General features: G+C 69.3%; 12 protein-coding genes. 5 read left to right on the top strand and 7 right to left on the bottom strand.

Going from position 1 to position 13,825, the window contains the following annotated elements:
* Nucleotides 1–19 precede the first annotated feature (19 nt).
* The 3 genes from IEZ09_RS02830 to IEZ09_RS02820 are packed head-to-tail and all read right to left on the bottom strand — an operon-like array spanning nt 20 to nt 3,114.
* Nucleotides 20–910: a carbohydrate ABC transporter permease gene (locus IEZ09_RS02830; RefSeq protein WP_189251900.1), complete on the bottom strand. Its 891-nt coding sequence runs from the start codon at nt 908–910 to the stop codon at nt 20–22.
* A gap of 7 nt (nt 911–917) precedes the next feature.
* Complete coding sequence (locus IEZ09_RS02825) at nt 918–1,838, bottom strand: carbohydrate ABC transporter permease (protein WP_189251899.1); 921 nt, start codon at nt 1,836–1,838, stop codon at nt 918–920.
* A gap of 22 nt (nt 1,839–1,860) precedes the next feature.
* Nucleotides 1,861–3,114, bottom strand: coding sequence for an ABC transporter substrate-binding protein (locus tag IEZ09_RS02820; RefSeq protein WP_189251898.1), 1,254 nt, complete (start codon nt 3,112–3,114; stop codon nt 1,861–1,863).
* Nucleotides 3,115–3,349: 235 nt separating this feature from the next.
* Here IEZ09_RS02820 and IEZ09_RS02815 point away from each other — a divergent pair, with 235 nt between their 5' ends.
* Nucleotides 3,350–4,381: a LacI family DNA-binding transcriptional regulator gene (locus IEZ09_RS02815; protein ID WP_189251897.1), complete on the top strand. Its 1,032-nt coding sequence runs from the start codon at nt 3,350–3,352 to the stop codon at nt 4,379–4,381.
* Nucleotides 4,382–4,390: 9 nt separating this feature from the next.
* Here IEZ09_RS02815 and IEZ09_RS47375 read toward each other — a convergent pair whose 3' ends face one another.
* A complete protein-coding gene (locus tag IEZ09_RS47375) occupies nt 4,391–4,525 on the bottom strand; it encodes a hypothetical protein (protein WP_268247593.1) in 135 nt (44 codons plus the stop codon).
* A gap of 189 nt (nt 4,526–4,714) precedes the next feature.
* Nucleotides 4,715–4,888 (bottom strand): DUF5999 family protein, encoded by a 174-nt coding sequence (locus tag IEZ09_RS02810; protein ID WP_189251896.1) that lies wholly within the window; start codon nt 4,886–4,888, stop codon nt 4,715–4,717.
* A gap of 123 nt (nt 4,889–5,011) precedes the next feature.
* On the opposite strand from IEZ09_RS02810, the gene IEZ09_RS02805 reads away from it, so the two are divergent.
* Nucleotides 5,012–7,318, top strand: a complete 2,307-nt coding sequence (locus tag IEZ09_RS02805; protein WP_189251895.1) for an ATP-binding protein — start codon at nt 5,012–5,014, stop codon at nt 7,316–7,318.
* A 183-nt stretch (nt 7,319–7,501) separates the two neighbouring features.
* Nucleotides 7,502–8,605, top strand: a complete 1,104-nt coding sequence (locus IEZ09_RS02800; RefSeq protein ID WP_229812192.1) for a ricin-type beta-trefoil lectin domain protein — start codon at nt 7,502–7,504, stop codon at nt 8,603–8,605.
* Between the two features lie 74 nt (nt 8,606–8,679).
* On the opposite strand, the gene IEZ09_RS02795 is transcribed toward IEZ09_RS02800, so the two are convergent.
* Entirely contained in the window at nt 8,680–9,834 is a 1,155-nt protein-coding gene (locus IEZ09_RS02795) for an MFS transporter (protein WP_229812191.1), read from the bottom strand.
* An 82-nt stretch (nt 9,835–9,916) separates the two neighbouring features.
* Between IEZ09_RS02795 and IEZ09_RS02790 the strand changes: the two genes are divergently transcribed.
* Both IEZ09_RS02790 and IEZ09_RS02785 read left to right on the top strand, forming a co-directional pair.
* Nucleotides 9,917–10,225 carry an ArsR/SmtB family transcription factor gene (locus IEZ09_RS02790; protein ID WP_189251894.1) on the top strand — a complete coding sequence of 103 codons (309 nt, stop codon included), beginning with the start codon at nt 9,917–9,919 and terminating at the stop codon, nt 10,223–10,225.
* 74 nt (nt 10,226–10,299) lie between these two features.
* Nucleotides 10,300–12,336 (top strand): phosphocholine-specific phospholipase C, encoded by a 2,037-nt coding sequence (locus tag IEZ09_RS02785; RefSeq protein WP_189251893.1) that lies wholly within the window; start codon nt 10,300–10,302, stop codon nt 12,334–12,336.
* Here IEZ09_RS02785 and IEZ09_RS02780 read toward each other — a convergent pair.
* The gene (locus IEZ09_RS02780; RefSeq protein WP_189251892.1) at nt 12,308–13,789 is read right to left on the bottom strand and encodes a flavin-containing monooxygenase; all 1,482 of its coding nucleotides are present in this window, start codon (nt 13,787–13,789) and stop codon (nt 12,308–12,310) included. The two genes, IEZ09_RS02785 and IEZ09_RS02780, sit on opposite strands and share 29 nt — an antisense overlap.
* Between the last annotated feature and the right edge of the window lie 36 nt (nt 13,790–13,825).

The following is a 13,825-nucleotide window of genomic DNA, read 5'->3' as shown; positions in this document are numbered from 1 at the left end:
CGCCACTCCTTGGAAGAGGTCAGCCCTTGACGGCACCCGACATGATGCCGCCGACGATCTGGCGGCCGAACAACAGGAACACGGCCAGCACGGGCACCGTGCCGATCGTCGCGGCGGTCAGCACCAACGTGTAGTCGGTCGTGTAGCCGCTGGCCAATGTGGACAGTGCGGTCTGCACCGTCGGGTTCTCCGGCACCAGCACCACGAGCGGCCAGAAGAAGTCGTTCCACGCCTGCATGAACGTGAACAACCCCAGCACGGCCGCCGCCGGCCGGGCGGCGGGCAGCGCGACGTGCCAGAACAGCCGCAGCGAGTGGCAGCCGTCCATCCGGCCCGCTTCGAGCAGCTCGTCCGGGATCGCCCGCTCGAAGTACTGCCGCATGAAGAACACCCCGAACGCGGTCACGAGCCCCGGCACGATCACCGCGTGGATCTGGCCCGCCCAGCCGAACTCGCTCATCATCAGGTAGAGCGGGATGATGCCGAGCTCCGTCGGAATGGCCTGCGTGGCGATGATGAGCAGCAACAACACGTTGCGGCCCCGGAACTTCAGCTTGGCGAACGCGAACCCGGCGAGCGTCGAGAAGAACACCACCGACACGGTCACCGTGCCCGCCACCACGATCGAGTTCGTCAACGCCAGCGCGAAGTCCGTGGTGTCGAAGACGCGGGCGATGTTGGCGAAGAGGTGGCCGCCCGGCACCAGCACCGGCGGCACGCGGTCGATCGCGTCCGGCGTCTGCGACGACACCACGAACGACCAGTACACCGGGAACGCCGAGCCGGCGAGCACCGCGATCAGGGCGGCGTACGTCCACGGTCCCGCCACGCGCCTGGCCAGCCTGCGCGCCCTCACCGCGGGCCCGGCGGGACGTCGCACCGGCGCGGGAGGATCCAGCACTGCGGTCATGGTGTCCTCACTCCGTCTGGATCCGTTTGGTCACCAGGTAACCGAGACCGGCGACGATGACGGTGGCGATCGCCAGCACGACCGCGATGGCCGAGCTGTAGCCGAAGTCGTAGTTGGTGAAGCCCTGCTCGTAGAGGTACAGCGCGGCGGTCTGGAACTGCCGGTCCGACCCGCCGGTCGCGGCCGCCGCGCCGGGGTTGAACAGCAGCGGTTCGGCGAGCAGGCGCATGTTGCCGGTGGTCGCGATGATCGTGGAGAAGATGATCTGCGGCCGCAGCAACGGCACCGTGATCCGCCAGAACTGCTGCCAGCCGCTCGCACCGTCCAAAGTGGCCGCCTCGTACAGGCTGGGCGAGATCGCCTGCATCGACGCGAGGAAGATCAGCGCGTGGTAGCCGGTCCAGCGCCACACCACCATCACGGCGATCGCGACGTGCGAGGTGGCGGTACCGGCCTGCCAGTCGACGTGCCCGCCGCCGAACAGGTCCAGCACCCAGTTGATCAGGCCGAAGTCCCTGCCGAACAGCTGGGCGAAGATGATCGTCACCGCCGCGACCGAGGTGATGTTCGGCAGGATCACGCCCATCCGGAACAGCGTGCGGGTGCGGACCTTGCGGTTGAGCAGGGCAGCGATGCCCAGGGCGAACAGGATCTGCGGCACAGTGGTCAGCAGCCACAGGCTCATCGTGTTGCCCATGGCGTTCCAGAAGTACGGGTCCGCGAGCAGCCGCGCGTAGTTGTCGAACCAGACGAGCGACGCACCGCCCTCGTCGAGCAGGTTGCGGTGCTGCAGCGAGACCCAGATCGTGTACAGCAGCGGGAACAGCCCGAAGACACCGAAGAGCAGGAAGTACGGCGCCACGTACCCGTAGGGCGCGAACCTGGTGTCCCACCGGTGCCTTCTGGCCGCCTTGTCGGTCACAGCCATGTCCGTCACGTCTGGACGTCCGTCACTTCTGGACATCGGCCACGAACTGGCGCCACGAGTCCTCGCCGTTCTGCTTGCCCTGCTCGACGCGCTGCATGGCGTTGCCGATCGCGGTCTGGATGTCACCGGCCTTCGGCCCCTGGTACTGCGGCTGCAGCTTCTTCGCCGCGTCGGTGAACAGCTTCCCGACGGGAGCGTCGTTGAAGAACGGGTTCTTGTAGCCCACGATCGCCGGGTCGTCGTAGAGCTTCGGCGTCGACGGCAGGAGACCCGAGGTGGTGAACACCCTGGCCTGCTGCTCGGGAGCGGTCAGCCACGCCGCGAGCTCCACGGCCTTGTCGACGTTCTTGCCCTGCTTGGGAACCGTCAGGTACGAGCCGCCCCAGTTGCCCCCACCGCCGGGCACCGAGGTCACGTCCCACTTGCCGGCGGCGTCCGGCGCCTGGTCCTTGATCTTGGCCATCTGCCAGGCCGGGCAGGTCACCGTCGCGAACTGGCCCTGCTTGAAGCCCGTGTTCCAGACCGGAGTGGAGTACAGCAGCTTCGCGGACAGCCCCGCCTGCACGCCGTCGACCACGAGGTCCCAGCCCGCCTTGATCTCCTCGTTGTCGCCCACGACGATCTTGTCGGACCTGTCGTAGTAGCCGACGGACGCCTGGCCGACGATCGCGTTGAGCACGGTCGGGCCGCCGTCGAACCACTTCACGCCCTCGGGCGCGTTGGCCTGGAACCGCTTGCCCGCGGCCATGAAGTCCTGCCAGGTCGGCCACAGCGCCGCGACCTGGTCGCGGTCGGCGGGCAGCCCCGCCTTCTCCAGCAGGTCACGCCGGTAGCAGATGGCCAGGCCGCCGATGTCGGTGCCGTAGCCGATCTGCTTGCCCTCCTTGCTGAGCGAGGCCTCCCACTTCCACCCGAGCCAGCGGTCCTTGAGCTGGTCACCGCCCTTGGTGTTGAGGTCGACGAACTTGTCCGGCGTGGCCTTGAACTGGTTGATGTAGCCGGTGTCGACGGCCTCGATGTCCGCCGCGCCGTTGTTCGTGGCGAGGTGCGCGGCGAGGTTCTTGTGGTGGTCGGAGTAGGACGCGGTGCGGTCGGTGATCTCGATGTCCGGGTGCGTGCTCGCGTACTCCTTGAGCAGCTCGGCGTAGCCGAAGTTGCCGAACAGCCCGATGGTCAGCTTGGTCTTGCCGCCGGACGCGGTCTCGCTGCCGCAACCGCTGAGCACCACGGCTGTCGCCAGCGCGGCGCAGCCGATGGCGAGTGCTTTGGGGCGCATTCCAGGCCTCCGTCGAATTTTGGGCGCGCTGAAGCAGAGAAAGGTGTTTCTCGGAGCGGGTGAACCGGCGTCAGGACGAATCGACAGCCGGTGATGTGTGGTGCCTATGACAGCCGGGTTACGCGACACCAGTCAAGTAACAAAACGATAAACGTCTCGGCTGTTGCACCCGTTTGACTAGGAGAAGTGCTGCTCGTACGGTGATGTAACCGCTTACGGTGAAACGGAGGATCCGATGGCGACCGGGCGAGAGATCGCCCAGCTCTGCGGCGTGTCCGTGGCGACGGTGTCACGTGTCTTCAACCAGCCGGAAACGGTCAACGAGGAGACGCGGGAACGCGTTCTGCGGGTCGCGAAAGAGCTGGGTTACCAGCCCAACGAGTCCGCTCGGGCGTTGTCGACGAAGCAGTCCACGATGATCGGACTGGTCTGGGACACCGACCACCGCAGGCCCGGCTGGCGGCACCCGTACCTGCAGGACCTGCTGATCGGGCTGAAGTCCGCGCTCAGCGCGCACGGCTACCACCTGCTGATGCTCGCGACGAGCGGCGACGCCCGCGAGGTCGGCGCGTCGCTCGCGGATCCGGTCGGCTACGTGAACATGACCCGCCGCCACCACCTCGGCGGGCTGGTCCTGATCGACAGCGGCTCCGACGCGGAGGCGTTCGAGGCCTTCGCGCAGTCGGGTGTTCCGTGCGTCGCGCTGGACGTCGCCGTCGACGGTCCCAAGGCCACCTACGTCACCTCGGACAACGAGGGGGGTGCCCGTCAGGCCACCAGTCACCTCGCGGCGCTGGGCCACACCCGGATCGCCACGATCACGGGCCCGCCGGGCAACCAGCCGTCCGAAGCCCGTGTCTCCGGCTACCGCAAGGCTTTGGCAGAGGCCGGCTTGCCTGTGCGCGACGAGCACATCGTGGCCGGTGATTTCTACCGGACGAGCGGAACCCTGGCCGTGCAACGACTTCTCGCGCTCGACGAGCCGCCGACGGCGGTGTTCGCCGCGAGCGACGAGATGGCGGTCGGCGCACTGCTGGCCGCCCGTGCCGCGGGCCTGCGCGTGCCGGACGACCTGGCGATCGTCGGGTTCGACGACATCGAGATCGCCTCGGTGGTCGACCCGGCGCTCACGACGGTGGCGCAGGACAAGCCGGGGTTCGGCGTCGCGGCGGCCAAGGCGATCATGGCGATGATCACCGGGGGCGGCCGCGAGGACCCGGTGATCCTGCCGACCAGGCTGGTCGTCAGGGACTCCTGCGGATCCTGAGAGGCCCTGTCAGGCCTGCACGACCCGGCCGCACCGGGCGAGCCAGGTGCCGACGTGCAGCCATTCGCGGCCACGACGGTGCGTGACGAGCACGGTCGGCCGCAGGCACCGCGGGCACGGCTGTGGTGGGGAATCGATGGTCATGGCGGGTTCTCCAGTGGTGAGACCACGGGGCGGACGGCCCGACCGCAGAGGCGCGCTGCGGCGAGCAGACCGTCCGCCCCGTTCGCCCGGTGCGCGTCGGTGTCGAGAGGGGGGAGTCGACACCGTCATCGGGGAACCACCGGGGCACGTCGAGGGCGGCCGGCGGACTCAGGCCGCCCCCGAACGAGATCAGGCTGCGGGAGCGATGACGCTGTGGTCGGGCATCATCAGACCCCCGTCGTCGAACAGGACGATCCCGTTGCAGAGCAGGTACCAGCCCTGCTCAGGGTGGGAGACGACGATCTCTGCCCGCTGGCCGCGCGGATCCGCAGCGGCGGGGCACTTCGGCTCGTGCTGGCACATGTGGAAAGGGTGCTCGGCACGCGGCGCGGGCACATCGGGAGGAGTACGTAGAAGGCTACGGATTCCGAATCGTTGCGTGTTCTTTCCTGCGTGCCGAGAGGGGCCGCACTACCGTTCGTCGGTATGGGCACGGTCGTCCGGAGGAGAACGACAGGTCTACCTCTGGAGCTGAGCAGCTTCGTCGGGCGCAGGCGCGAGGTGGAGGAGGTCAGGAGCCTCCTGCAGTCGTCACGCTTGGTCACTCTGACCGGACCGGGCGGAGTCGGCAAGACCCGGCTGGCCCTGGAGGTGTGCCGCGCCGTGCACCGGGCGTTCCCCGACGGAGTGGTGCTGGTCGAGCTCGACGAGCTGCGCGACGCGGAGCTCGTGGCGAACGCCGTGGCGCTGGCCGTGGGCATGCGCGAGGCGGGCAGGACGTCGGTCGAGATGCTGGTCGACTACCTGGCGTCCCGCCGGCTGCTGCTGGTGCTCGACAACTCCGAGCACCTCGTCGACGCGGTCGCCGAGCTGTCCCAGACGCTGCTGCAGAACTGCCACGAGCTGCGCATCCTGTCGACGAGCCGGGAGTGCCTCGGCATCGTGGGCGAAGCCGTCATGCCCGTGCCCCCGCTGACGCTCCCCGACACCCGAGGGCCGCTCGCCGAACAGGAACTGAGCAGTTCCGAAGCGGTGACGCTGTTCGCGGAACGGGCGGCGTCCGTGCGGCTCGGGTTCACCGTGAACTCCGCCAACGGCAGCGTGGTCGCCGAGATCTGCCAACGCCTCGACGGCCTCCCGCTCGCGATCGAGCTGGCGGCGGCGCGGGTGCGGGCGCTGTCGGAGAAGGACATCCTCGCCCGGCTGCTGGACCGGCCCCAGCTCTTCACCGCGGCGCGGCCGCACGTTCCCACCCGGCAGCAGACGCTGCGGTCGTGCATCGAGTGGAGTCACGGCCTGTGTTCCGACCAGGAGAAACTGCTGTGGGCACGGCTGTCCGTGTTCGCGGGCGGGTTCGAGCTCGACGCCGTGGAGGCCGTGTGCTCCGGCGGCGGGCTCGCCGGCGAGGACGTGCTGGGCACCCTGGCCTCGCTGCTGGACAAGTCGATCCTGGCCGCGGACCAGCACGCCGACGTCATGCGCTACCGGATGCTGGAGACCATCCGCGAGTTCGGCGTCGAACGGCTCAAGGACACCGGCGAGTACGACGACCTGCTGCGCAGGCACCGCGACTTCCACCTCGGCCTGATCGAGCAGGCCAACGCCGACTGGGTGAGCTCGCGGCAGGTGCACTGGTTCGCCCGGCTCGACCGCGAGCACGCCAACGTCCAGGCTGCGGTCGACTACTGCCTCAAACAACCGGGGGAGCTCGACGCCGCGTTCCGGATGCTGTCCGGGCTGTTCCACTTCTACTGGTGGGGCCGCGGGTGGGCCAGGGAGGGCCGCCTGTGGCTGGCGCGTGCCCTCGACCGGCCGTGCCCGCCGTCCGCGCTGCGGGCCAGGGCCCTGCTCACCGACGGCAGCCTGGCGTCCGCGGACGGGCAGTTCGACGTGTGCCTGCAGCGGCTGGCCGACGCCAGGGTCATCGAGGAGGTCGTGGACGACCCGACCATCACCGCCTTCGCCTGCTGGGTGGAGGGCAGCGTCGACCTGTACAGCGGTGACCTGCCGGCCGCGATCGCCGTCTTCGAGAAGGGCATCGCCGCGTTGCCGCCAGGGGTGGACGTGCCGCGCCGCCTCGACCTGATGCTGAGCTACTCGAGCGCGGTCGGCCTCACCGGTGACGTCGCCCGCGCCACCGCCTGCCACCAGGAGTGGCTGCGGATCACCGAACCGCCGGGCGAGTGCTTCCACCGCTCGTACGCGCTGTGGAGCATGGGAATCTTCGCGATGGCGCAGGGCGACCACGACCGGGCCGCCGCGCTGTACCGCGAGAGCATCGGGCTGCGCCGCGACATCCGCGACCTCACCGGAATCGGCTGGTCGGTCGAGTCGCTGTCGTGGGTCGAGTCCGCACTGGGCCACGCGGAGGAGGCGGCGACGCTGCTGGGCGCCGCGGACCGGATCTGGGAGATCATGGGCCGTCCGCTGCGGACCTACCAGCACCTCTACCCGTACCACGAGGAAACCGAACGCGTCGCGCGGGAACGCCTGGGCGCCAAGGGGTTCGACGAGGCGTTCGGACGCGGGCGGGCGATGGACGTGGACGAGACCGTCGCGTTCTCGCTGCAGGAGGAGCCGCCGGTCGTCGAGCGGGAGGCGCCGCCGGCCGTGCTGACCCGGCGCGAGCGCGAGATCGCCGACCTCATCGCCCAAGGCCTGACGAGCCGGGAGATCGCGGACCGGTTGGTGATCTCGGTGCGGACCGCGGAAACCCACACCGAGCACATCCTGGCCAAGCTCGGGTTCAGGTCGAGGGTGCAGGTCGCGACCTGGGTGTCGCAGCAGAGGTGAGCCCGCCTCATGTGAGCGTTAACAGCAGCTCCTCCTGCTGAGACGCCAATACGCGTTACCGGTGAGTTCTGTTGTGTCACATCGAGAACCGCGCAGGCCGTCAGGCCCGTCTCAAGTGGCGGGGTGTATTGACGTGACTCCGTCGCGTTATCCAGTGTTAGCGCTAACGCAACATGGACTGCGATGAGGGAGAACATGATGCAGGCAGGACTACGGCGGCTCATCGTCTGTGCCGCCGCTTTGCTCACCGCCGCGCTGCTGCCCGCGACACCGGCGGTCGCGGAGTCCAACGGTGGTACACGCGTGATGCCGCTCGGCGACTCGATCACCGAGGGCACGCAGGTGCCGGGCGGCTACCGCATCGGACTGTGGCAGCGTCTCGGCGCGGCGAACTACCGCGTCGACTTCGTCGGTTCCCAGTTCAACGGCCCCGGCTCGCTCGGCGACCACGACCACGAGGGCCATCCGGGCTGGCGCATCGACCAGATCGACGCGAACATCGTGAGCTGGCTCCGCAACACCGATCCGCGCACGGTGCTGCTGCACATCGGCACCAACGACGTGCTCCAGAACCACGACGTGGCCAACGCGCCCGCACGCCTGTCGGCCCTGGTCGACCGCATCACCGCCACCTCGCCCAACGCCGACGTGTTCGTCGCGACGATCATCCCGATGAGCAACGCCGGTCAGGAGTCGGCCGGGCAGGCGTACAACGCGACGATCCCGGGAATGGTGCAGAGCAAGAGGAACGCGGGCAAGCGGGTGCACCTGGTCGACATGCACTCGGCCATCACCACCGCCGACCTGATCGACGGCGTCCACCCGACCGCCACCGGCTACGACAAGATGGCCGCGACCTGGTACGCCGCGTTGCGGGGCGTGCCCGGCAGCATCGGTGACAGCACGAGCAGGCAGATCGTCGGCGTGCAGTCGGGCCGGTGTGCCGACGTCGCCGGTGCGAGCACGGCCAACGGCACCCAGGTCCAGCTGTGGGACTGCCACGGCGGATCCAACCAGAGGTGGGTCCAGACGTCGTCGAAGCAACTGGTGGTCTACGGCTCGAAGTGCCTGGACGCCTCCGGCTGGGGCACCACCAACGGCACCAAGGCGGTGATCTGGGACTGCACCGGCGCGGCGAACCAGCAGTGGAACGTGAACGCCAACGGCACGATCACCAGTGCGCTGTCCGGCCTGTGCCTCGACGCCAGCGGCAACGGAACCGCCAACGGCACGCAGCTGGTGCTGTGGTCCTGCACGGGCCAGGCCAACCAGCAGTGGAGGCCGTGACATCCTGCCCGGTCGCACGATGAACGGCGCATTTGTTCACCTGAGGTGGACAGATGCGCCGTTCATCAGGATGGTCACGCGGCCTGGGGCGCCAGCGCGGGCTTCGGCTGGGCGACGAGCAGGCCGAGCGCTCCCAGCGCCACCAGTGCGGCGATCGGGGGCAGGGCGAGCAGTCCGACGTTGCTCACGACCAGGCCGCCGAACACGCCCGACAGGCCCACGCCGAGGTAGATCGCGGACGCGTTGACCGACAACAGGAGTCCGCTCGACGGGCCGGGCGCGAGCTCGATCAGCCAGTTCTGGATCGGCGGGTTCACCGACCACGTGAACAGGCCCCACACGAACAGCACGACGCCCGCGGTCGCCGCCGTCGTCGCGGTGAGCGGCAGCGTCGCCAGGACGGCCACGAAGACCGTGAAGATCACGAGCAACGGGACCCGGCTGCCCCAGCGGTCGGTGACGCGGCCGCCGATCGAGTTGCCGATCGCGCCACCCACGCCGTAGACGAGCAGCAGCACGCTGATCGTCCAGCCGTGCACGTTCGCGAGCGACGTCAGGATCGGCGCGATGTAGGTGAACACGCTGAACGCCGAGAGGCAGGCGAGCACGGTCATGCCGAGCACCAGCAGCACCCGGCGATCACGCGTGGCGGCGAACCGTTCGCGCAGGCCGGCGATCGGCGGCGCGGCGACCCTCGGAACGCCGAGCTGGATCGCCAGGGCACCGAGCAGCGAGACGAGCGCGACCGCCGCGAACACGCCCTGGTAGCCGAGCTGCTCGCCGATGACGTTGCCCAGCGGCACGCCGAGGATCAGGGCGAACGTGAGGCCGCCGAACACCGTGGCGACGGCGCGGCCGCGATGGTCCGGCGGAGCGAGCACGGTGGCGACCGCGGTGGCGACTGGCGTGAACGCGGCGGCGCCGAGCGCGCTGATCACGCGGGCTCCGAGCAGCAGCTCGAACGTCGGCGCGACGGCGGCCAGTGCGTTGCCGGCTGCACTGGTCAACAGCGCGGCGATCAGGAGTTTCCGGCGTTCCCACCGTCCGGTGAGCACGGCCAGCACGGGCGAGGTGATCGCGTAGGCGATGGCGAACGCGGTGACGAGCTGGCCCGCGGCGGCGGGGGAGACGTGCAGCTCGCGGCTGACGGCCGGCAGGACGCCGGTGACGATGTAGCCGCTCGTGCCGACCGCGAACGCTCCGGCGGCGAGCAGGTGGATGCGAGACAAGGTGACTCCTTCGACGGCTAGTACGACGCACACCGTACTACGAAACTCGTCGAACTACGATAGTTGTCGTACTATTGACCTCATGAGCGAGGACCTGCCGCACCCCGACCGCGCCGAGATTCGGATCGAGGCCGTGCTGCACGCGCTCGCCGACCCGGTGCGGCTGCACTACGTCCGGGAGCTGGACCGGATCGGCACCGGGGTGGCCTGCGGCGCGATCGAGCTGCCGGTGACCAAGTCCACCCGCACCCACCACCTGCGGACGCTGCGGGAGGCCGGGGTGATCCGGATGCGCAAGGAGGGCACGGCCCGCATCGCGACGATCCGGCGGGACGACCTCGACGCGCGGTATCCGGGCCTGCTGAACGCGGTCTTGTCCGCCGAGAGCTAAGGGTCACCCCGAGTTCGTCCGGCGGTGTCCTCCTGATCGCCGGACGTTCTTCACCGGCGGGTGACATCGGGGCCATGTCTGAGGTCAACCGCCGCCAGTTCTTCAAGCTCGGTGCCGCCACCACGGCGCTCACCGCGTTGTCGGGGAGCATCGCGCGGGCCGCCGAGATCGCGCCCGCCACGAGGACCGGCACCGTCCAGGACGTCGAGCACGTCGTGGTGCTCATGCAGGAGAACCGGTCGTTCGACCACTACTTCGGCACGTTGCGCGGTGTGCGCGGGTTCGGGGACCCGCGGCCCGTGACGCTGCCGAGCGGCAAGAGCGTGTGGCACCAGCCGGACGGCGCGCGGGACGTGCTGCCGTTCCACCCGGCGGCCGACGACATGGGCATGCAGTTCCTCCAGGACCTCAACCACGACTGGAACGGCGGCCACCTCGCGTTCAACGGCGGCCGGTACGACAAGTGGGTGCCCGCCAAGACGGCGACCACCATGGCGTACCTGAACCGGCAGGACATCCCGTTCCACTACGCGCTCGCCGACGCGTTCACCATCTGCGACGCCTACCACTGCTCGTTCATCGGTGCGACCGACCCGAACCGGTACTACATGTGGACCGGGTACACCGGCAACGACGGCACGGGCGGCGGGCCGGTGCTCGGCAACGACGAGAAGGGCTACGGCTGGCGCACCTACCCCGAGCGCCTCCAGCAGGCGGGCGTCTCGTGGAAGATCTACCAGGACGTCGGCGACGGGCTGGACGCGAACGGCAGCTGGGGCTGGATCTCCGACGCCTACCGCGGCAACTACGGCGACAACTCGTTGCTGTACTTCAACACCTACCGCAACGCCAAGCCGGGCGACGCGCTGTACGAGAAGGCGCGCACCGGCACGAACATCAAGGCCGGCGGCACGCTGTTCGACGGGCTCGCGGACGACGTCAGGAACAACCGGCTGCCGCAGGTGTCCTGGATCGTCGCGCCCGAGGCGTACACCGAGCACCCGAACTGGCCGGCGAACTACGGCGCCTGGTACATCGCGCAGGTCCTCGACGCGCTCACCGCGAACCCGGCGGTCTGGGCGAAGACCGCGCTGTTCATCACCTACGACGAGAACGACGGCTTCTTCGACCACGTCGTGCCGCCGTACCCGCCGTCGTCCGCCGCGCAGGGACTGTCCACAACGGACGTCGCGACCGAGCTGTACCCCGGCGGCCTCGGGTACGTGCCGGGACCGTACGGGTTGGGCCAGCGGGTGCCGATGCTCGTGGTGTCACCGTGGAGCACCGGCGGCTACACGTGCTCGGAGGTGTTCGACCACACGTCGATCATCCGGTTCCTGGAGACCCGGTTCGGCGTGCACGAGCCGAACATCTCACCGTGGCGGCGGGCGATCTGCGGCGACCTGACCTCGGCGTTCGACTTCACGGCGAAGAACACCACGGCTCCGGCGCTGCCGGACACCAGCGGGTACGCGCCGCCGGACCGCGACCGGCACCCCGACTACGTGCCGGCGCCGCCCGCGACCCCGTCGATGCCCGTGCAGGAAACCGGATCACGCCGCACCAGGCCGCTGCCGTACGCGCCGGTCGTCGACTCCGCGGTGAACGGCGGCAAGATCACGCTCACCTTCACCGGTGGCGCCAAAGCCGGTGCGCACTTCTACGTGACGGCACGCAATCGCGGTGACGGCCCGTGGACCTACACGACCGCGGCGGGCAAGCAGCTCTCGGACACGTGGAACACGGCGTACTCGAAGGGCGTGTACGACCTGACCGTCCACGGCCCCAACGGTTTCCTGCGCTCGTTCCAGGGCGGGCGCGCCGGTGCGGAGGTGACCGCGCGGCACGAGAACGGCAACCTGGTGCTGCGGTTCACCAACGCGGCCGGTTCGGTGCGCCACCTGAAGGTGACGAACGCCTACGGCGGTGCGTTCGCCCTGACCGTGCAGCCGGGGTCGACCGTGACGCGCACGATCGACCTGGCGGCGTCGAAGCGGTGGTACGACGTGTCGGTCGTGTCCACTGAGGACAGCGGGTACCTGCGGCGGTTCGCCGGTCACGTCGAGACCGGCGCGCCCGGCGTCAGCGACCCGGCGATCCGGACGGCGTGACGGCGGCCCGGCTGCGGGAGAACCGCAGCTCGTCGTCCTCGACGGGCAGGCGGCGCAACAGCTTCACGTCGCTGGTGTAGCTCATCGACGTGAGCCACGGCGCCCGCTCGCCCTGGCGCGGCAGCTGGTCCACGACGCGCTTGATGTAGCCCGCGCCGAAGTCGAGGAACGGGCGGGTCGGCGCGTCGGGATCGGCGACGACGGGCCGTGCGGTGTCGTAGCCGTGCGCGTCCATGTGAGCGAGCAGTCGGCAGAAGTGCTCGCACAGCAGGCCGATCTTGAGCGTCCACGACGAGTTGGTGTACCCGATGGCGTAGGCGAAGTTCGGCACGCCCGAGAGCATCATCCCCTTGTACGCCAACGTGTCCGGGAGGTTCACCGGCTCGCCGTCGACGGTCAGCGCCATGCCGCCGAACGCCTGCACGTTGAGCCCGGTCGCGGTGACGATGATGTCGGCTTCCAGCTCGCGGCCGGACTCCAGCCGCACGCCGGTCTCGGTGAACGTCGTGATCCGGTCCGTCACGACGGACGCGCGGCCGCTGCGGATCGCCGCGAACAGGTCGCCGTCGGGGACGATGCAGAGTCGCTGGTCCCAGGGGTTGTACGGCGGGTTGAAGTGCTCGTCGACCGGATAGCCCTCCGGCAGCAGCTTGGCGTTGAACCGCCGGATCAGCCGTCGCGCCGCCTTCGGGAACCGCCGGGCGAACCGCCAGGTCAGTTGCTGCTGCAGGATGTTCTTGCGCCGCGTGAGCGCGAACGCCCGATCCTCGCTCAGCACCTTGCGCAGCAGGGTGCCGATCGGATCCTGGGCGGGTACGGGCAGGATGTACGACGGGGTGCGCTGCAGCATCGTCACGTGGCCAGCGGTCGGTGCCATGGCGGGCACGATCGTCACGGCCGTCGCGCCGCTGCCGATCACGAGGACCCGCTTGCCCGCGTAGTCGAGGTCCTCCGGCCAGTGCTGCGGGTGTACGAGCTGACCGCGGAAGCGTTCCCTGCCCTCGAAGTGCGGTGTGTACCCCTCGTCGTAGCGGTAGTAGCCACCCGCGCAGAACAGCCACGAGCACGTCAGCGTCTCGCGTTCGCCGTCCTTCTCGACCTCGACCGTCCAGTGCGCGTCGGCCGACGACCACTCGGCGGCGATCACCCTGGTGTGGAACCGGACGGCCTTCTCGATGCCGTGCTCGGCGGCCGTCTCGCGCAGGTAGGCGAGGATCTTGTCCGCCCCGGCGATCGAGTCCTCGTCGCGCCACGGCTTGAACTCGTAGCCGAACGTGTGCAGGTCCGAGTCCGACCGGATGCCGGGGTAGCGGAACAGGTCCCAGGTGCCGCCGATCGCCCCGCGCGCCTCGAGGATCGCGTACTTCTTCCGCGGGTGTTCGCGCTGCAGGTAGTACGCGGCGCCGAGGCCGGAGATCCCGGCGCCGACGATGACAACGTCGAGGTCAGCCATGTCTCCATGGTGGCGGGGTGACGCCGGTCACGAAAG

Origin of the sequence: Lentzea flava (assembly GCF_014648475.1) — a bacterium.
Lineage (GTDB): Bacteria > Actinomycetota > Actinomycetes > Mycobacteriales > Pseudonocardiaceae > Lentzea > Lentzea flava.
This window is presented reverse-complemented; position numbering and strand designations above follow the sequence as displayed.